The organism is Novosphingopyxis baekryungensis DSM 16222, assembly GCF_000420305.1.
GTDB lineage: Bacteria > Pseudomonadota > Alphaproteobacteria > Sphingomonadales > Sphingomonadaceae > Novosphingopyxis > Novosphingopyxis baekryungensis.
This window is the reverse complement of record NZ_ATUR01000002.1, coordinates 187,309-206,550: the sequence shown is the minus strand read 5'-3', so window position 1 is coordinate 206,550 and position 19,242 is coordinate 187,309. Positions and strand designations below refer to the sequence as shown.

19 protein-coding genes are annotated in these 19,242 nt (G+C 61.4%); 12 read left to right on the top strand and 7 right to left on the bottom strand.

Going from position 1 to position 19,242, the window contains the following annotated elements; translation table 11 throughout:
* The first annotated feature begins 96 nt into the window (after nucleotides 1–96).
* The 3 genes from msrA to G410_RS0101070 all read left to right on the top strand — a co-directional run bounded on the left by msrA (nucleotide 97) and on the right by G410_RS0101070 (nucleotide 1,945).
* Entirely contained in the window at nucleotides 97–633 is a 537-nt protein-coding gene (gene msrA, locus G410_RS0101080; protein WP_022671811.1) for a peptide-methionine (S)-S-oxide reductase MsrA, read from the top strand.
* Between the two features lie 69 nt (nucleotides 634–702).
* Nucleotides 703–1,566, top strand: a complete 864-nt coding sequence (gene galU, locus G410_RS0101075; protein ID WP_022671810.1) for a UTP--glucose-1-phosphate uridylyltransferase GalU — start codon at nucleotides 703–705, stop codon at nucleotides 1,564–1,566.
* A gap of 43 nt (nucleotides 1,567–1,609) precedes the next feature.
* Nucleotides 1,610–1,945, top strand: a complete 336-nt coding sequence (locus tag G410_RS0101070) for a hypothetical protein (RefSeq protein WP_022671809.1) — start codon at nucleotides 1,610–1,612, stop codon at nucleotides 1,943–1,945.
* On the opposite strand, the gene G410_RS0101065 is transcribed toward G410_RS0101070, so the two are convergent.
* Nucleotides 1,942–2,871, bottom strand: coding sequence for an L-threonylcarbamoyladenylate synthase (locus tag G410_RS0101065; protein ID WP_245559275.1), 930 nt, complete (start codon nucleotides 2,869–2,871; stop codon nucleotides 1,942–1,944). The two genes, G410_RS0101070 and G410_RS0101065, sit on opposite strands and share 4 nt — an antisense overlap.
* Nucleotides 2,872–2,967: 96 nt before the next feature.
* Between G410_RS0101065 and G410_RS0101060 the strand changes: the two genes are divergently transcribed.
* The 3 genes from G410_RS0101060 to G410_RS15120 are packed head-to-tail and all read left to right on the top strand — an operon-like array spanning nucleotide 2,968 to nucleotide 7,208.
* The gene (locus G410_RS0101060; RefSeq protein WP_022671807.1) at nucleotides 2,968–4,701 is read left to right on the top strand and encodes an acyl-CoA dehydrogenase; all 1,734 of its coding nucleotides are present in this window, start codon (nucleotides 2,968–2,970) and stop codon (nucleotides 4,699–4,701) included.
* A gap of 3 nt (nucleotides 4,702–4,704) precedes the next feature.
* Nucleotides 4,705–5,877, top strand: a complete 1,173-nt coding sequence (locus tag G410_RS15125; protein WP_022671806.1) for a phospholipase D-like domain-containing protein — start codon at nucleotides 4,705–4,707, stop codon at nucleotides 5,875–5,877.
* Nucleotides 5,877–7,208, top strand: a complete 1,332-nt coding sequence (locus tag G410_RS15120; protein ID WP_022671805.1) for an MFS transporter — start codon at nucleotides 5,877–5,879, stop codon at nucleotides 7,206–7,208. The genes G410_RS15125 and G410_RS15120 overlap by 1 nt, the downstream gene beginning before the upstream one ends.
* A 30-nt stretch (nucleotides 7,209–7,238) precedes the next feature.
* Here the strand turns inward: G410_RS15120 and G410_RS0101045 are convergent, their stop codons facing one another.
* Complete coding sequence (locus G410_RS0101045; protein ID WP_022671804.1) at nucleotides 7,239–9,554, bottom strand: CDC48 family AAA ATPase; 2,316 nt, start codon at nucleotides 9,552–9,554, stop codon at nucleotides 7,239–7,241.
* A 379-nt stretch (nucleotides 9,555–9,933) separates the two neighbouring features.
* On the opposite strand from G410_RS0101045, the gene G410_RS0101040 reads away from it, so the two are divergent.
* Nucleotides 9,934–10,809: a LysR substrate-binding domain-containing protein gene (locus G410_RS0101040; protein WP_022671803.1), complete on the top strand. Its 876-nt coding sequence runs from the start codon at nucleotides 9,934–9,936 to the stop codon at nucleotides 10,807–10,809.
* Between the two features lie 81 nt (nucleotides 10,810–10,890).
* Here G410_RS0101040 and G410_RS0101035 read toward each other — a convergent pair whose 3' ends face one another.
* Nucleotides 10,891–11,340, bottom strand: coding sequence for a peptidylprolyl isomerase (locus G410_RS0101035; RefSeq protein WP_022671802.1), 450 nt, complete (start codon nucleotides 11,338–11,340; stop codon nucleotides 10,891–10,893).
* 169 nt (nucleotides 11,341–11,509) lie between these two features.
* On the opposite strand from G410_RS0101035, the gene mgtE reads away from it, so the two are divergent.
* Complete coding sequence (gene mgtE / locus G410_RS0101030) at nucleotides 11,510–12,922, top strand: magnesium transporter (RefSeq protein WP_022671801.1); 1,413 nt, start codon at nucleotides 11,510–11,512, stop codon at nucleotides 12,920–12,922.
* An 84-nt stretch (nucleotides 12,923–13,006) separates the two neighbouring features.
* Entirely contained in the window at nucleotides 13,007–13,399 is a 393-nt protein-coding gene (locus tag G410_RS0101025; protein ID WP_425411238.1) for a DUF1489 family protein, read from the top strand.
* A gap of 22 nt (nucleotides 13,400–13,421) precedes the next feature.
* On the opposite strand, the gene G410_RS0101020 is transcribed toward G410_RS0101025, so the two are convergent.
* The 4 genes from G410_RS0101020 to G410_RS0101005 form a co-directional block, all read right to left on the bottom strand.
* The gene (locus G410_RS0101020; protein ID WP_022671799.1) at nucleotides 13,422–13,802 is read right to left on the bottom strand and encodes a response regulator; all 381 of its coding nucleotides are present in this window, start codon (nucleotides 13,800–13,802) and stop codon (nucleotides 13,422–13,424) included.
* A gap of 132 nt (nucleotides 13,803–13,934) precedes the next feature.
* Nucleotides 13,935–14,810 (bottom strand): NAD(+) diphosphatase, encoded by an 876-nt coding sequence (nudC, locus tag G410_RS0101015; RefSeq protein ID WP_022671798.1) that lies wholly within the window; start codon nucleotides 14,808–14,810, stop codon nucleotides 13,935–13,937.
* Nucleotides 14,810–16,117, bottom strand: coding sequence for a serine hydrolase domain-containing protein (locus tag G410_RS0101010; protein WP_022671797.1), 1,308 nt, complete (start codon nucleotides 16,115–16,117; stop codon nucleotides 14,810–14,812). Before G410_RS0101010 ends, nudC begins: the two co-directional genes overlap by 1 nt.
* Complete coding sequence (locus G410_RS0101005; RefSeq protein WP_022671796.1) at nucleotides 16,107–17,165, bottom strand: A/G-specific adenine glycosylase; 1,059 nt, start codon at nucleotides 17,163–17,165, stop codon at nucleotides 16,107–16,109. The genes G410_RS0101010 and G410_RS0101005 overlap by 11 nt, the downstream gene beginning before the upstream one ends.
* A gap of 26 nt (nucleotides 17,166–17,191) precedes the next feature.
* Here G410_RS0101005 and G410_RS0101000 point away from each other — a divergent pair, with 26 nt between their 5' ends.
* From G410_RS0101000 to G410_RS0100990, 3 genes are read left to right on the top strand one after another with little or no spacing between them, the layout of a single operon-like run.
* On the top strand, nucleotides 17,192–17,740 hold the full coding sequence (locus G410_RS0101000; RefSeq protein ID WP_028970906.1) for a DUF721 domain-containing protein: 549 nt from the start codon (nucleotides 17,192–17,194) through the stop codon (nucleotides 17,738–17,740).
* 1 nt (nucleotide 17,741) lies between these two features.
* Entirely contained in the window at nucleotides 17,742–18,437 is a 696-nt protein-coding gene (locus G410_RS0100995) for a DsbA family protein (protein ID WP_022671794.1), read from the top strand.
* A gap of 24 nt (nucleotides 18,438–18,461) precedes the next feature.
* Nucleotides 18,462–19,217, top strand: coding sequence for a thioredoxin domain-containing protein (locus G410_RS0100990; RefSeq protein ID WP_022671793.1), 756 nt, complete (start codon nucleotides 18,462–18,464; stop codon nucleotides 19,215–19,217).
* Nucleotides 19,218–19,242: the final 25 nt, after the last annotated feature.

The following is a 19,242-nucleotide window of genomic DNA, read 5'->3' as shown; positions in this document are numbered from 1 at the left end:
GTTCAGACACGGAGCCAGCTTCCCCGGACTTGCCTGCGGCGCGATCCTTCCCATCTTGGTGGCAACAGGTTTTTCCGCATTGGAGAAGGACATAATATGAGCGAACAGGCAATTTTTGCAGGCGGCTGCTTCTGGTGCACCGAGGCGGTGTTCAAGCAGCTTGGCGGCGTCAGCGGCGTTGAAAGCGGCTATATTGGCGGGCATGTCGAAAACCCGACATACCGTGAGGTATGCTCGGGCAGCACGGGCCATGCCGAGGCAATCCGGGTTACTTATGACCCGGCGGTCATCAGCTATGGTGATCTGGCAGACATCTTTTTCGCCACCCATGATCCGACGCAGCTGAACCGCCAGGGCAACGATGTCGGCACACAATATCGCAGCGCGATGTTCCCCCTGAACGGTGATCAGCAAGGTGAAGCCGAAGCCGCGATTGATCGCGCCGCAAATGATCAGTCGGGCGAAATCGTCACGACGATCGAGGAAGCCACGACATGGTATCCGGCGGAAGACTATCATCAGGACTATTGGGAAGGGGAAGGCCGCGGCAATCCGTACTGCATGGCAATTATTCCGCCCAAATTGCAGAAACTGAAAAAAGGATTTGCCGATCGGCTCCGTGAGAACGCCTGAGAAGACCGGTTGAAAATTCTGGATGCCCCTGCGTAAGTAGGGGCATCTTGTATTTGTAGGGGGCTACCAATGAAACCGATCCGCAAAGCTGTTTTTCCTGTTGCCGGACTTGGCACGCGTTTTCTGCCGGCCACCAAGGCAGTCCCGAAGGAAATGATGGCGGTCGTCGATCGACCCTTGATCCAATACGCCGTCGATGAAGCCCGCGAGGCTGGTATCGAGCAGATGATTTTCGTTACCGGCCGCGGCAAGAGCGCGATCGAAGATCATTTCGACATCGCTTATGAGCTGGAAGCCACCATGACCGCGCGCGGCAAGGATATGAGCGCGCTGGCTGGCACAAGGCTGACGCCGGGCAATTGCGCCTATGTTCGCCAGCAGGAACCACTTGGCCTTGGCCACGCCATATGGTGCGCGCGCGATATTGTGGGTGATGAACCCTTCGCCATCTTCCTCCCGGACGAGATGATGCATGGCAGCCCCGGTTGCATGAAGCAGATGGTCGATGCCTATCAACAGGTGGGCGGGAACATGATCAGCGTGCTCGAAGTACCGCACGAAAAGGTATCGAGCTACGGCGTGATCGATCCAGGGGAGCGCAAAGGCAGCCTGACTGAGGTGAAGGGTCTGGTTGAAAAGCCTGAGGTGGCCGATGCCCCATCCAACCTCATCGTATCGGGCCGTTATATCCTGCAGCCGGAAGTCATGCGCGTTCTCGAAACGCAGCAAGCGGGCGCAGGCGGCGAAATCCAGCTTACCGACGCCATGGCCAAGATGATCGGCGAGCAGCCATTTCACGCGCATACCTTCGACGGCAAGCGTTATGATTGCGGATCGAAGAGCGGCTTCATTCAGGCGAATCTGGCACTGGCGATGGAACGCGACGACATGAAAGACGAGATTCGCGCCTTTGCCATCGATTTGCTGAATTAATTGTTCACTGGACGAATATCTCCGGCAGGCTAGGCTCCTGCCCATGTCCCTATCGCGCCTTTTGCCCACCCTTCTGATCGTTCCGCTTCTGGGCGGATGTCTCGGCACAGTGGCGGATATCGTAACCCTGCCCGTCAAGGTTGCGAAGACCGGCGTGAACGCTGTCGGATCCGGCGTGGATGCCGTTACCACGAGCCAGTCCGAACGCGATGAGAAGCGGGGCAAGCGACTGCGCGAACGCGAGGAACGTCTGGGCAAACTGGCGCGGGAGCGCGACAAACTGCGCAAGAAATGTGATCGCGATGCCCGCAGCAACGCCTGTGACGATCTTTACGAGATAGAGCGCGAAATCGACGATCTATCGAGCGAGCCGGTTTAACGGACGGATGCCCGGTTCAGTCGATCATTGATCGCAGCGCCGATTCCATCATGTGGCACCCGTGCCACGGCAATCCGGCTGAAATCGCTGGCATCGGCGCGGTGAAGCGCAGCATATAGGCCCGCGGCCGCCTCTGCCAGATCGCCCGCCGGTGATAGCGTATCGTCACCGCCAATTACACCGAAGCCGATCAGCCATTCATCCGGTTCTGCCCGCAGCGCGTTTAACCGAAGCGGCTTGCTGGGGGCGTAATGACTGGCAAGTTGTCCTGGCGCTTCTATGCCCTGCCCTGCAGCCTTGATCGGTCCGCCCCCTGACGCTGCGATCAGTTCCTCAACCGACAAGGGCCCGGGACGCAGCAACCGCCAGCCATCCTTTTCCAGCTTTACGATCGTGGATTCGACACCCTGTTGGGTCGGTCCGCCGTCGAGAACCAGTTGCACCCGATCCCCAAGCGATGCAGCGACATGACCCGCCAGCGAAGGACTGATCGCACCGCTGCGATTGGCCGATGGCGCTGCCAGTGCAAGACCACATGCCTGCAGTACCGCCTGCATCACGGGATGAGCCGGACAGCGAAGGGCTATGGTGGGCAAACCCGCCGTTACGGCACCGGCAAGTGGCGCTTCGGCCCGTTTTGGCAACACCAGGGTGAGCGGCCCTGGCCAGAAGCGCTGCGCCAGTTCGCGGGCCCGGTCATCGAAATGCGCCAGCCGTTCCCCATGCTCCATGTCCCGGATGTGCACGATCAGCGGATTGAAGCTGGGCCGCCCCTTGATCCGGTAGATTTGCGCCACCGCATCGTCCCGGGCGGCATCGGCGGCCAGCCCGTAGACCGTTTCCGTTGGCAGTGCGACCGCCTGTCCGGCGCGCAGCAAATCAGCGGCGCGGGCAATGCTGGCATCATTGGCTGGTTCGATCGGCATCAGGCCCGCTCCATTCATTGCATCGCCGTGCTTTGCAACTCTGGCGCACCATATCTATAGCAGACTGGCCATTTTATAATGAAAGCACCTTGCCCCATGTTCACCGCCCCCACCCGCGAGCAGCTGTTTGTCCTGAAGCATGTTACCGACATCGATGAACTGGCCGGCCATAATCGCTTTGCCGATGCCACGCCGGATATGGTTCAGGCGATCGTCGAAGGCGCCGGGGAATTTGCGGAAAAGGAATTTGCACCGCTCAATCGCATCGGAGACACCGTCGGTGCGCGGATGAAGGATGGGCATGTGGTCATGCCCGATGGCTACAAGGCGGCCTGGGACGCCTATGTACAGAATGGCTGGGCCGGGATCGCTGCGCCCGCCGATTTTGGCGGCCAGGGCCTGCCCTTTTCGCTGGCTACGGTATCTCTGGAAAGCCTGGGCGCGGCCAATATGGCGCTCACACTCTGCCCCATCCTGTCCGTCGGCGCAGTCGAGGCGATCGCGCATCATGGCAGTCAGGAGCAGAAGGATCTGTACCTGCCCAAGCTCGCCAGCGGCGAATGGACCGGTACGATGAACCTCACCGAGCCGCAGGCCGGTTCCGATGTTGGCGCGCTGACCGCCACCGCCACCCCGCGCGAGGATGGCGGCTGGAACATCAAGGGCCAGAAGATTTACATCACCTTTGGCGACCATGACATGGCGGAGAATATCGTCCATCTCGTTCTGGCGCGTACGCCTGATGCGCCTGCTGGCACGCGCGGGATCTCTTTGTTTCTGGTGCCCAAATACCGGGTGAATGACGATGGTTCGGTCGGCGAGGACAATCATGTGCAGACGGTGTCGATCGAGCACAAGCTCGGCATCAACGCCTCGCCCACCTGTGTGCTGGCCTATGGCGAAAGCGGAGACAGCATCGGCTACCTGATCGGGCCGGAGCATGGCGGTATGCGCGCCATGTTCACCATGATGAACAATGCCCGCCTGAATGTCGGTCTGCAGGGTGTGCAGATCGGCGAGCGTGCAACGCAGCTGGCGCTGGCGTTCGCCGCCGAACGGGTACAGTCCGCGCGCGCGGGTGGAGAAAGCCGCGATCCGATTGCCATTCTGGACCATCCGGATGTGCGCCGCATGCTTTTGCGCATGAAGGCCGGCACGCAGGCCATCCGGGCGCTGCTTTATTATGCCAGCGGTCAGGTGGACCGGGCCACGCTTGGCGATGAAGACGCGCGGGCGCTGGCCGATTTGCTGACCCCTCTGTCCAAGGCCTATGCCACCGACATGGGCATCGAGATCGCAAGTCTGGGTATTCAGGTCCATGGCGGCATGGGCTTTGTGGAAGAGACTGGCGCGGCCCAGCATTATCGCGATGCACGGATCGCGCCGATCTATGAAGGCACCAATGGCATTCAGGCCGCCGATCTGGTCGGGCGAAAAATGAGCATGAATGGCGGCGAAAGCATGCGCGGCCTGCTGGAAATGATCACGGCCGAGGTCGAGGACAGCGCTCCCCTGAAGCAACTGGCCGCGGCCACCGGGCGGGTCATGCAATGGATGCAGAATGATGCCAGCATCGACGACAAGCTGGGCGGCAGCGTGCCCTTTTTGACGATGTATGCCACGCTCGTCAGCGGATGGTTGATGGCTAGGCAGCGCAGCGCAGCAATGCAGGAACTGGGCGAAGGCAATGACCCCTTCCTGAAATCGAAAATTGCGGCCGCCGACTATTATATCGCCGCCATGGTGCCCGAAGCGACCGGCCTGGAAGGCGCGGCGATGGCCGGAGAAGCCCCGCTTTATGCATTGACCGCCGCCGAATTGGCGGCCTGATCCGTGGGCCAATATCCCGATCCGCGCACGATCGACGTGCCCGTGTTTGCGGTGGAGGACAATGAGGTCCGCTTCTTTCACGAACCGGGGGACCGGTTGAACGCTGTCATCGGCCTGATCGATATGGCCGAGAAACAGATCCGGACGTTTTTCTATTTCGTCGGCGAGGACGAGGTCGGTAAAGCGTTCATGAAGGCGCTATGCCGTGCATGCAAACGCGGCGTAGACGTCCAGCTGGTGATCGACGCCGTCGGGAGCGATGAAACGCCGGACGAATTCTTCAACGAATTCTTACGCGAAGGTGGCACCTGGCATAAATTTTCCGCTGCCTGGTCCACCAAAGCCCTGATCCGCAACCATCAGAAAATCCTGATCGTCGACGGGCAGCACGCCATTGTCAGCGGCTTCAACATGGCTGCGGGCTATTTCGACAAGGCCCAGCCGCCAGAAAACAGCTGGGAAGATATGGGGGTGCTCGTTTCCGGCCCCGATGCCTGCCAGCTATGTGATTATTATGAAAAACTGATCGAGATTGCCAAGCAGAAGAAGGTGCGGTTGCGCGATGTCCGGCGCCTGGTGCGCCATTGGCATGGTGACAAGGGCGAAGTGGAATGGACCATCGGGGGGCCAGGTCGGCTCAGTCCCTGGGTGCGGTCGCTCAAGCGTGATCTGGAAAAAGGCAAACAGCTCGACATGGTTGCCGCCTATTTTTCCCCCGGTCGCGGCATCATGCGTCGGATCGCCAAGGTCGCACGGCGCGGCAAGGCAAGGCTCATCCTCGCCGGCAAAACGGATCATCAGATCACCATCGCCGCGCATCGTCTGACGCATGGCTACTTGCTTAAGCGCAAGACCGATATCTACGAATATCAGCCACGTCGGCTGCACATGAAATGCGTTGTGATCGACGACATCGTCTATGCCGGCAGCTCGAACATGGATGCGCGCAGCCTGTTCGTGAATCTGGAAATCATGGTGCGGATCGAAAGCCCGGAGGCTGCCGCCCATATCCGCGAACGGATCGACCGGATGGCCGAGGAATCCATCCACGTCACCAAGCAGATCCATGATGAGAATAACGGGTTCTTCACCCGGATCTATCGCAGCGTCGCCTATTTTCTGGTCAGCACGATGGACAAAACCGTCAGCGGCGGCATCGGGCGCACGGAAGACTGATGCCGGACGCGCCTGTTCAGGAACCGCCAAAGCATATGCAGCTCGCCAACCCGGATGCCATTCCGACATCACGCATGACCGTGCTGTTCATGGTGATGCTGATCAGCGCGGCGGGCAACACGGCCATGCAGAGCGTGCTGCCGGCGATCGGCACGCAGCTCGGCGTGGCAGATTACTGGATCAGTGCCGCCTTCACATGGAGCGCGCTGCTCTGGGTCATTACCGCACCGCGCTGGGCACGCCTGTCGGACCGGCGCGGACGAAAAGCCCTTATGACCCTTGGCGTCACGGCCTTTTCCATTTCGATGCTCTGTTGCGGGCTCGTGCTTTTCGCCGGTCTCAACGGCCTGATGAGCGGCGCGGTCACCTTGATTGTCTTTGCCCTTTTCCGCTCCATCTTCGGCGCGTTCGGCTCGGCCGCCCCGCCGGCGGTCCAGGCTTATGTCGCTGCCCGCACCGACCGGGAGCAGCGCACGAAATCCCTGTCCCTTATTGCCAGCAGCTTTGGTCTCGGAACGATCATCGGCCCATTTCTGGCACCGTTCTTCATTTTGCCGATCGTCGACGATGCCGGCCCCATGCTCGTATTTGCGCTCATCGGCTTTGTCGTCATCATTGCCCTGCGGCTGAAGCTTCCGACCGATGATCCCCGTTTTTCAACCCAAAGCTTTGCCAGCAGTGAACCTTTTGCCAGTGCAGCCCCCAGTTCGATCGCGGCCGATCCGGACGGCACCGTCGAGCGGACTCGGCTCCAATGGCTCGACCCACGCGTGCGCAACTGGCTCGCCGTGGGGCTGGTGGGCGGCCACGCTCAGGCGATCCTGAGCTTCGTTGCTGGCTTTCTCGTGCTCGATCGGCTTGGTCTCAGGGCGACGCCGGCCGAAGCCTATGAGCCAACGGCCCTTGTCCTGACGGTGGGCGCGGCGGCCACGCTGATCGCACAATGGGGCATTATCCCGATGTTAAGAATGGGCCCGCGAAAATGCATCCTGTTCGGTATGGTCTTCATCGCCGGCGGCGCGCTGATGATGGGCGCTGCCGATAGCCTGTATCATATCGCAGCGGGCTTCGGCATCGCCTCGCTCGGCTTTGCACTGTTCCGTCCGGGCTTTACTGCAGGGGCCTCGCTAGCCGTGGCCCCGGAAGATCAGGGCGCGGTCGCCGGTATGGTGGCATCGATCAATGGCGCCGCGTTCATCCTGGGGCCAAGCTTCGGCGTGTTTATCTACAATCAGAACAGCTGGAGCGTCTTCATATTGGCCGCCAGCATTGCCGCTGTCGTGTTCCTGTGGGGGTTTTTCACGCTCACGGTGGAAACGGGGGAAGCCTGACGCGCAGGCGGCAGCTTCCCCCTGCGCGCCTTAGTCCTTGTCCCCACGGCTTTGTAACATGCCCGGCGTCACGAAGCCGATCGACTGCGCACGCATGGCATTTTGTTTCAGCTTGGATTCGATGGTGCGATATTCCTCTTCCATCTCTTCCGTTACCGATGCGCGGCTGGCGTTGAGCGCCTGACTGAAGTGGCTCATGCCCACTTCACTCACATCGCTTCCCCCCTCGCGCAGGGCGAACAGACCGGCCCGGCGGACCAGATCTTCCAGATCGGCTCCGGTAAAACGCTCCGTCCGCTCAGCGATCTCGTCCAGATCGACGTCCGATCCGAGCGGCATCTTGCCGGTATGGATAGACAGAATGCGGCGGCGTCCATCCTTGCTCGGCACCGACACATAGATCAGCTCGTCAAACCGTCCTGGCCGCAGCAAGGCAGGGTCGACAAGGGTGGGTCGGTTTGTCGCGCCAATAACAACGACCGACTGCAGCTCTTCCAGACCGTCCATTTCGCTCAGGATCGTGTTGACCACGCGTTCGGTAACCTGCGGTTCGCTGCCGCCACCGCTGCCCCTGGCGGGCACCAGCGAATCGATTTCATCGATGAAGATGACAGTCGGCGCCACTTGCCGGGCACGGGCAAACAACTTGGCAATCTGCTGCTCGCTCTCACCATACCATTTGCTCAACAGGTCCGAACTTTTGGTCGCGATAAAATTCGCTTCGCTCTCCCGCGCGGCCGCCTTGGCCAGCAGTGTCTTGCCGGTACCGGGCGGGCCATAGAGCAGAAAGCCCTTGGCCGGACGGATGCCGAGACGGCGAAACGCGTCGGGGTTGCGCAGCGGAAGCTCGATGCCCTCGCGCAGTTGGCGCTGGGCATCGTCCAATCCGCCGACATCTTCCCAGCGCACCTGCGGCACCTGGACCATGACCTCGCGCATCGCAGACGGCTGGATGCGCTTGATGGCTTCCATAAAGTCCTCGCGCGTGACTTCGAGGGATGCGAGCACGTCGGGTGGGATGGTGCCTTCTTCCAGATTGATCTTCGGCATGATGCGCCGGACGGCTTCGATCGCAGCCTCCCGCGCCAATGCGGCCAGATCGGCACCGACAAATCCGTATGTTGTGCGCGCCAGTTCGTCGAGATCGACCTTTTCCCCAAGCGGCATGCCGCGTGTGTGGATGGCCATGATTTCCCGCCGACCGGCCTGATCTGGAACGCCGACCACGATTTCACGATCGAACCGCCCCGGACGGCGCAGGGCCTCGTCCACGGCTTCCGGCCGGTTCGTGGCCGCGATAATGACCAAGTTGGTCCGCGGCTCGAGGCCGTCCATCAACGTCAAAAGCTGGGCGACGAGGCGTTTTTCCGCCTCACCTTGCACCTGATCACGCTTGGGCGCGATCGAGTCGATCTCGTCGATGAACAGAATGGACGGCGCAGCTTCCGTTGCCTGTTCGAACACTTCACGCAGCCGCTTTTCGGATTCGCCATAAGCGGACCCCATGATCTCCGGCCCGTTGATCAGAAAGAAATTGGCGTCCGATTCGTTGGCGACAGCGCGCGCCAGCCGGGTCTTGCCGGTGCCGGGCGGGCCATGCAGCAGCACGCCGCGCGGCGGATCGACGCCCAGGCGGGTAAACAGCTCTGGATAGCGCAGCGGCAGCTCGACCATTTCGCGCAATTGATCGATCGTCTCGGTCATTCCACCGAGATCGTCATAGGTTACATCGGCGCGGCGACCTTCTTTCGGCTCGGTATACTCGCTGCGCAGCTCGATCTCTGTGGTCTCATCGATATGCACCAGACCCTTGGGCGTAGTGGATACCACCTTGAGGCGAATCTCCGTCAACGAGAAGGCTGGCGCATTCATCATCTGGCGCAACTGGGGCGGCATCTCGCTGGGGTCGACGCGACGTTGCCCCGCGGTGGCCACTACGTCTCCCGCCACCATCGGACGACCGATGAAGGTGCGCTTGAGCGCCTGCGAACTGCCCCGCAGGCGCAGATCGCGCTGCGCTGGGGCAAGGACCACCCGTGTAGCCGGGTTCGATTCGGCCTTTTTAACGGTCACATGTTCACCCGCGCCTACGCCGGCGTTGATGCGAAGGAGACCATCGATACGGATGATCTCCAATCCTTCATCTTCAGCATAGGGATCCACCGCGCGCGCTGGCGTGGACCGTTTGCCCTCGATCTCGACAATATCGCCCTGCACCAGGCCAAGAGAGGCCATGACCTGACGGGACAGGCGGGCCAGCCCGCGTCCACTATCTTCCTTTTTCGCATTCGCGACCTGCAGTTTGCGGCCCGCCATGGGCGGGGTCTGCGGCTCATCATCAGCCATGTGGCTCCCTCTCGTCGATTGTTCGCTCGCATCTATAATGGTGCTGACGAAGGGAAGTTGCGAGGGGGCCGCCTGCCATCATGATCCGCCAGATGCGCGTCGCCCTGCCCTGAAAGGAGGACCTTCGCGTTATCCACTACCCATCCGCCGAAGCAGGACAAAAAAAAGGCCGGTTCGAAAACCGGCCCTTGAAAGTCTTAGGAGAGGATGCCTGAAAGGCACGAGTGTTATGCAGGCAGCGAATTTATTGTGCAAGTGCGAAAGGAATCATTTGTCTTGCATAATACGCAATCGGTGGCACCTTGTTCGCACGGTAATCCGCCACTTTCGCCCGCCGCTCCACTGCTGCAACGCAATATATCATTGAGACAGAAGACAAATGCGACGCCTTCCCCCCTTACGTGCTCTCGAAGCTTTCGTTCGGACCGTGAATCTCGGTAGCGCGAAGGCGGCAGCGGCGGATCTTGCCATTTCGGCCCCGGCATTGAGCCGTCGCTTGAAATCGCTGGAAGATTTCATTGGAAAGCCATTGTTCGACCGCAAGGCACAGACGATGACGCCCAATGCAGAGGCCGAACGGTTGCTAGCCGCGGTGTCACCGGCCCTGGATATGATAGCCGACGCCGTCGAATCGGTAACGGATCGCGATTCCGATTTCCGTCTGAAACTTGGGGTGTTGCCGCTGTTCGGATCGCAACGGCTGATACCCAATCTTGGCGAATTGCGACGGCTCTATCCAAAATTGCACCTCGATGTGGTCACCTCCAGCCATGCGGAAAATCTTCTGGGCGACAGCGTGGATGCGGCCATTATCATCGCCAGCGAGGTGGATGAGAAGCTCTACAGCCGCCGGCTCGATACCAACAGCGTCTATGCGATCACCAGCCGCTCCTTTGCCGAACAGCAGAATCTGACGAATCCTAGCGATCTGGAGGGCCAGACGGTGTTCGTGCACAGCGAGATGCCGGAAACATTCGAGGCCTGGCGCCGCGAAGTCGGGTTGCCCAATCTGAAACCGGGCTCGATCGACCAGATGGATTCCGGCCCTCTCATGCTCGAGGCCGCGGCGCAGGGACTAGGCATCGCTATCATGCATGGAAGCCATTTTTCCGATGCCCGCGACGAACGGCTGACCCGGCTGTTCGATATCGAGGTGAAAAGCCCTTATAGCTACTGGTTCGTCTGCCGCCCCCGCGCGCTGGAGCACCGTGCCGTGCGCGTATTCCACGACTGGCTGGTCCGGGCGGAAATCTAACCGGCGGCCAGCGCCTGGCCAAGAAAAAGGGGCCGGAAAGCATTGCTCCCGACCCCCGTCATCATTTGAAGCAAGCGGCCTTCAGGCCACGGTCGCTTTCTTGATCTTGCCGGGGTTTGCCGGTGGCTCGCCCTTGGGCAGCGCGTCGACATGTTCCATGCCGCTCTCCACTTCGCCCCAGACGGTGTACTGGCCGTCCAGGAAGCTGGCATCGTCAAAGCAGATGAAGAACTGGCTGTTGGCGCTGTTCGGATCCATCGTGCGGGCCATGGAGCAGGTGCCGCGCTGATGCGATTCCTTGCTGAACTCGGACGGCAGATCCGGCTTGTCGGAACCGCTTGTGCCGGTGCCGGTCGGGTCGCCACCCTGCGCCATGAAGCCGGGGATCACGCGATGAAACACCACGCCATCGTAAAAGCCGTCCTTGGCCAGCTCGGTGATGCGCTCGACATGCTTGGGGGCCAGATCGGGGCGTAGCTTGATGACCACGGGGCCATCGTCCAGTTCGAGCGTGAGAGTCTGGTCTGCCATAAACGGGTGCTTTCTCGGTTGTTGTTTCGCGTTGCGATCTAGGGATAAGCGCACCGGCTTGCCACCCGTTCCGGCATAATTGCGCCATCGGCCCCATTGCATTGCAGCAAGTGCGCGTGTTTAGGCTGGCTGTGACGCCGCTACAGTATAGCCGAAGGGGGAAAGCGCCATGGCCGACATCGCTGAATTGCCCCGGGACGATGAGTTCGATCGCGGCGTGGAAACGCATGACGACGACAATCTGCTGACGCCCGGCTTCGTGCGCAGCGTGCTCGATTCGTTGGAAAACGGGGAGCGAGAGGAGACTTACGCCCTCGTCCAGCAGCTGCACAACGCCGACATTGCAGATCTGTTCGAGATCGTACCGAACGATCAACGCGCCGTTCTGGCTGTAGCGATCGGTGATCTGGTCAGCGCCGAGGTGCTGGCCGAGGTCAATGATTATGTCCGTGATGACATTATCGATGCCTTGCCCGCCGCGCGTGTGGCCGGGTTGGCAGGCCAGCTTGAGACCGATGACGCCGTCGCGATTATCGAGGAAATGGACGATGCCGACCAGCAGGCGGTGCTGGCCGAGCTGGAGCCTGAAGACCGCGCCGCGATCGAAAGTGCGCTCTCCTTCCCCGAAGAATCTGCCGGGCGCATTATGCAGCGCGACCTGGTGGCCGTGCCGGAACATATTACGGTGGGGCAGCTGATCGACTATCTGCGCGAAGGCGGCGATCTCAGCACGGAATTCTGGGAAATCTTCGTCGTCGATCCGCAGCATCGGCCGATCGGCACCTGCCATCTCAGCTGGATCCTGCGCACGCCGAGAGACATTCCGCTCAGCGACGTGATGAAGCGCGAACAAACGCTGATTCCGGTCGGCATGGATCAGGAAGAGGTGGCCCAGCGCTTTCAGAAATATGCGCTGATTTCAGCGGCTGTCATCGATGATGCCGGGCGGCTGATCGGTGTGATCACGGCCGATGATATCGTGCATATTATCTCGGACGAGGCGGGCGAGGATATCCTGCTGCTGTCCGGTGCCGGCGAAGGCGATATTAACGAGCCGCTTCGCGAAACCTACAGCGCGCGCGTACGCTGGCTGGTTGCCAATCTGGGCACCGCCATGGTGGCATCGGGCATTATCTGGGCATTCGGCGCGGCGATCGAGACGATGGTGGCACTGGCGATCCTGATGCCGATCGTCGCCTCGATCGGCGGCAATGCGGGAACGCAGACTATGGCTGTGGCGGTGCGCGCGCTGGCGATGAACCAGCTTACCCGCTCCAACACCGCGCGCATCGTCTGGCGCGAAGTGCGCGTGGCACTGATGAACGGGGCGACCATCGCGGTACTGATCGGCATCGGCACCTGGCTCGCCTTCGGCAACCCCATGCTGGGCGGCGTGATCGCCTGCGCCATGCTGTTCAACGTGCTGATTTCCGGCCTGGCCGGGGTCATGGTGCCCATCATCCTCGATCGGCTGGATCAGGACCCTGCGGTGGCCAGTAGCGTGTTCGTGACCATGATCACCGATTCGATGGGCTTTCTGATCTTCCTCGGCCTGGCCGTGGCGAGCGGACTGGTGGGCTGACAACGCCCCCCGCTTGCGGCCGGGGAGATGCGCCCCATTGCCGAGGCGCGTATCGGCCCCCAAATGCGTCTCATGCCGCTGAACATGACCAAAATCGCCTATCGCATCGACAGCTTTTCCGAGCTGCGCGAGCGGTTGCGCGCGCGCGCACAGGCAGAGGGCGGTCTGTTTCACAGTACGCGCTATCGCCCCAAACGGCATGAGGAAATGGTCGGCGGATCGCTTTATTGGATCATCGCGCATCGCATCATGGCACGTTCCGAAATTCTGGGCTTCCGCGAATCGCCGGACGGCCGCACGCTTATTCTGCTCAGCCCGAGGCTGGTGCCGGTGCGCAGCCAGGCCAAACGCGCGCATCAGGGCTGGCGCTATCTGGAAGAGGCCGATGCGCCGGCGGACCTGGATGGGGAAGACGATGCCATGGCCGATATGCCCGCCAAGATGATCGGCGAACTGACGAAACTGGCGCTGCTCTAGATAGCTAGGAAAGGCTGCCGGATCAGGCGGCCTTCTGATATTTCGCGATGATGTCTTCCGCCTCGAACACCAGATAATCTGGATCGAAAGGCTTGGTGATATAAGCATCCGCGCCGGTGTAGATGGCAATATCCTGATCCATCGAGCTGGTGTTTCCGGTCAGCATCATGATGGGCACACGATAGAAGGTAGGATGGGTGCGTATCGCACGCAGCGCGCTCAATCCGCCCATTTTCGGCATATTGCAGTCCAGGATGACCAAGTCCGGCGACTTTGCGCTGATGGCATCGAGCGCATCGGCCCCATTGCCAACCACGCCAATGGAATGGCCATAGGAGCGAAACGCTTCGCTGACGATGTCCGTTACGATCTCGTCGTCATCTGCGATGATGATATGCGCCATCTGCCATACGTCCTTCTGTCTCGGTGAGTCGGCAAAAGACCTGGCCGCCTTTTCAACTCCGACATGCAACAGAAGGGTTATGCGCAATCACAGGTTTCAAATTGGTTAGGATCGCCCCGTGCGTGCCCGAAATTACCCGCGAGTTTCGAGCCAATGCTCCAACAGATGATGAGCAATCGCCAGCCGCGGCGGCGCGATGAACGGTGCAGCGTCTTCTCCCGCCATGGCCGCGCGAACGCCAGCGGCATTAATCCACTGCGCATCTTCCAGCTCCGTTGTGTCGATCGTCAGCACATCATTTTCTGCCTGCGCAAAACAGCCGATCATCAGGGAGCTTGGGAAAGGCCAGGGCTGGCTCTTGATATACCGGATATCATGTACGCGAATTCCGGCTTCCTCATACAATTCCCGCGCGACGGCGCCTTCTACCGTCTCGCCAGGTTCCACAAAGCCGGCCAGCGCGGAAAGACGGCGGGGCGGGAATTGCGGCTGTCGGCCCAAGAGGACACGGCCCTCATGCTCGGCCAGCATGATCACGACCGGATCGGTTCGCGGAAAATGTTCAGCGCTGCACTGGGTGCACCGCCGCGACCAGCCGGCTTTTTCGATGCGCGTGTCGCCGCCGCAGCGCGCGCAGAAAAGGTGCCGCGCATGCCAGTCGACCAGGCTACGCGCGCTAGCGTAGATCGCGGCATCGCGTTCCGGCAGGACGGCAAGCGCCTGCCACAGCAGCGGGATCGGCTGCCCCTGCGCCAGTACATGGCCGACATGCGCAAACCGCGGTGCGCCGTCATCCAGACCCAGCAGCAAAAGATCTCCTTCGGGATCGGCTTCGGCCAGACTGCCCCAGCTCAGGCCGCCATCCTCGCCAATATCCGGATCCAGTCCGCTCATCCGCAGAAGCCGGGCGCCGGGCCGCATCATCGCCGCGCGCAAGCCATCGGGATCGCTGCGTAGCGCATCGGCACGGTCCAGTCCGGGCGCGCAAAAGCCAGGGTCGATCGCCATCAGGCTGCCGCCTTCAGGCGCATCATCGCGGGAAGATCGCTATAGACCCAGTTGAAAAATTCAGACTGGAAAGGGTACATCTCGCTCGGCATATATTGCAGATAGCCGGAGCTGCGGATGCCGCGCATGCGGTCGATGCCCGCCACCGTGCCCGCCGCGCCGGCCCAGCCATAGGTGCCCGCCCTGTCGCCCAGCCCCACGCGTCCACCCGCGCCGAAGCCCTGTCCGGCAATCCAGCTGGAAGACAGATCGATGCCCTCGGGCAGAAGGTTCGATGTGCCTAGGTCCACCATATCGGACCGCATGACCTCTGTGCCGTCCAGCGTGCCACCACCCATCAGCATGGCCAGAAAGCGGTCATAATCGCGGGCTGACGAAACCAGGCCCGCGCCGCCGAACGGGAATGCGGGCTTGTCGACAAAAATGCTGTTGGCGCCCGGATCGATCGGGATCAGCAGTCCGCCGATCACCGCATAATTGGTGGCCAGCCTGTCCGTCTGCGCTTCGGGAACCTGGAAGAAGCTGCTGGTCATCTTCAGCGGATCGAAAAGGCGCGTCTGCAGGAACTGGCCAAAGCTCATGCCGCTGGCCACTTCGATCACCCGCCCCAGCACGTCGAGGCCGATGGAATAGCTCCATTTGGTGCCCGGCTCCGCGATCAACGGAAGAGCGGCAACACGGCGCGCGAATTCATCGAGCGGTGGCACATCGGCCCCGCCTTCGAACCCGGGAATTGGCTGGCGACTCACCACCCCGGGCAATATTCCCTGATTGAGATAGGCCTGCAGCAAAGGCCCCTTGGTGATGATCGAATAGCCCAGCCCCGCCGTGTGCGTCAGCAGATGGCGGATGGTGATCGGCGTTTTGGCCGGCACCGATTCCAGAGTGATGGCCGGATCGGTCAGCACCCGCATCTCGGCAAATTCAGGGATGAAATCGGCAACCGGTTGGTCCAGCCGCATCTTGCCGTCACCGATCAGCATCATCGCCGCCATGCCGGTGATCGGCTTGGTCATGGAATAGACGCGCCACAGCGTGTCGGCGTCCACGGGCACATCGGAATCCAGCGCAATCGTACCGGCGGTCACAAAGCTCGGCGCATCCGTGCCCCAGCCGATCGCCGCCATGGCACCCGGCACCTTGCGCGTATCCACATAAGAGCGCAGTTTCGCGCTGACCGTCGGCCAATCGTCGCCCGGCTGCGCCATGGCCCAAAGCGGTGCCGGTGCCAGCGCAGCTAGCCCGGCTGTGCCGCCCAGTGTCAGAAAACCGCGCCGGTTCAGCTTGCCCAATCGCTCATGCCGCATGTCTCATCTCCTTGAACCGCGTCGCCGCCTTGGCAAACAAGGTTGGCAGGCCCGCATCTTCCAGCCGGTCAATCGGCCACCATGTTACCTCTTCCATATCGGCTGAAAACTCGATGCAAAGGGCCAAATCGAGCTCTATCCAGAAATGCGTGAACCCATGCCGAACCGCACGGCGCGCGACCTGCCAGTCTGCCACGATGGGAGGCACGCCGTCTCCGTCCGCTCCCGCGCGCCAGCCGTCGTCCGGAAAGCTGCGCATACCGCCAAATAGTCCGTGCGGCGGACGGGTGACCAGCGCCACCTGTCCGTCGCGCTCAATCCAATAGGCCGTTCCGCACCGTTCCGGCTTCGCCTTTTTCGCCGCCTTGACCGGATAGCGCGCCGGGTTGCCTGCCGCGAAACCTGCGCAGCCATCGCGCAACGGGCAGAGCATGCATTGCGGATCGCGCACCGTGCAGATGCTCGCGCCCAAATCCATCAGACCTTGCGCAAAATCCCCCGCCCGGCTGTCCGGCGTGATGGCGTCGGCGGCTGCGCGGATGGCTTTCTTCCCGCTTGGCAACGGTGCATCGATGGCGAACAAACGCGCCACCACGCGTTCGATATTGGCGTCCACCACCACCGCGCGTTGCCCAAAAGCAATGGCGGCGATCGCAGCAGCGGTATAATCCCCGATGCCGGGCAGCTTGCGTAGCGCCGCCTCATTATCCGGCAGCATTCCGCCATATTGTTCGGTCACCAGCCGGGCGCAGGCGATCAGATTGCGCGCCCGCGAATAATAGCCCAGCCCCGCCCATTCGGCCATGACATCGGCCTCGTCCGCCTGTGCCAGGTCGGCAAGAGTTGGCCAGCGTGTCAGAAAACGCGCGAATCGCGGCGTGACCGCCGCCACCGTTGTCTGCTGCAGCATGATCTCCGACAGCCAGACGGCATAGGGATCGACCGTCGCCCCTGGATGTGCGCGCCAGGGCAGCGTTCTGCGATGGCGATCATAATGCGCCAGCAGGCGCGGCGCGATCATCTCGCGCCCTTTGATATCGACGGGCATTGCGTTTCTATGGCATGGCGATCCTTATGGTTGAACCACCCACCAGCAGCGGCAGACCGAAAAAGCCCCCCAGGCCGAAAGGCCCCCGCCCCTATTCGCGTCCACGCGGTGGAGAGGCGAAGGCGATCAGCGATCTGATGCCCGAAGTGGGCCGGGCCGCCTTCCGCCGCTTCGGCTTCGTGCAAAGCTCGGTGGTGACGCGTTGGCCGGAAATCGTGGGTGATCGCTATGCCGAAGTGAGCGCCCCACAGGCCATCCGCTTTCCCAGCGGTCAACGTTCCGGCGGCACGCTGGAGCTGACGGTATCGGGCGCGCACGCCACGCTGATGCAGCATGTCGCGCCGGAGATTATCGAGCGCGTGAACCGGTTTTTCGGTTACGCCGCCGTCGACAAGCTGAAGTTCATCCACGGCATTATACAGCCGCCCAAGCAGACCCCCGTAAAACGGGATGCGGGGCCGCCATCGCTCAAGCCTTTGCCCATGGAACTGGGCGAAGGCCTACGCGATATTGCCGATCCCGAACTGGCCGCGGTGCTCGAATCGCTTGCGCGCCAAATGGCTGACAAGGACTGATATGACTGCCCTTCCCAAAATGTTCGCCGCCGCCGCATTGGCCGTGGCTGCCCCTTCCGCCGCCATCGCCGCGCCCGCACAGACCGCCGCCAAAGCGGCCCCTGTAAAAGTGGCTGAAACGCCCCTTGGCGGGCATCTGCTTGGCAGCCCGGCGGCCCGCACGAAAATCGTGGAATATGCCAGCTACACTTGCCCGCATTGCGCGATGTTCGAAGAAGAAGCTTCAGCGCCGCTCAAGAACGGCTATATCCAGCGTGGCCTCGCCAGCTTCGAGCTGCGCAATCTGATCCGCGATCCCGTTGATCTGACCGCCGCCATGCTCGCGCGCTGCGGCACATCATCGCAGTTTTTCGACAATCACCATCTTATCATGCGCAACCAGCCGGTCTGGCTCTCCGCCGTGCAAAGCTCCAGCGTGGAAACGCGCAAAAGCTGGTTCGAAGGCTCCTATGCCGAGCGATTAGGCAAAATCGCCAAGGACAGCGGCCTGTACAAACTGATGCAGACACGCGGGTTCACGCCAGCGCAGCTCGATGCCTGCCTTGCCGATGAAACGAGCCAGAAGACCGTCGCGGCCATGACGGAAGCGGGCCAAGCCGCCGGTGTGACCGGCACGCCGATGTTCATGATCAACGGCAAGCTGCTGAAAGACGTCTATAGCTGGGCTGCGCTCAAGCCGCTATTGCCCGTTCGATAACGCAATCCCGAGGATGATCGACCAATGACCAGAGCTTCACTTTTCGCAGCCGCCCCCATCGCCTTGGCCTTGGCGCTGTCTGCCTGCAATGACGGGGCGGAAACGGCGGCGGAGCCCAGCGGTGAGGCGATTGCGAACGTCAGCGCGCCACAAGGTCAGCAGTGGCGCGATGTGGTCAGTGCAACGCCGGAAGGGGGTTTTGTCATGGGCAACCCCGACGCGCCGTTGAAGCTGGTGGAATATGCGTCTGTCACCTGCAGCCACTGCGCCGAGTTCGCAAAGGAAGCCGACGAACCGCTGAAAAAGGATTATATCGACAGTGGGCGCGTGAGCTACGAAATCCGCAACTTCATCCTGACCCCATTCGATATTCCGATCACCCTGCTGACCCGCTGCAGCGGCCCGGACGCCTATTTCGGCCTGACCGAGCAGAATTATATGAATCAGCAGGAAGTGCTGGCACCCGTCATGGCGATGCAGGACAGCAATCCGCAGCGCCTGCAGGCCGCGATGGAACAGCCGCCCGAGCGCCGCTTCCTGGCCATGGGTGAAGCGATGGACGTGATCGATTTTTTCAAGGCCCGCGGCGTATCCGAAGATCAGGCCCGCGCCTGCCTTTCGGATATCCCGGCAATCGAAAAACTGGTGGCAATCACCGAAGATGCGTCGACTAACAAGGAAGTCACCGGCACGCCGACCTTCTTCCTGAATGGCCGCAAGCTGGACGGCAACCGCTGGAGCATCGTGCAACAGGAACTGCAAACCGCCGGCGCGCGCTGATAGGCGCCGGTTGACCGCCCTCGGC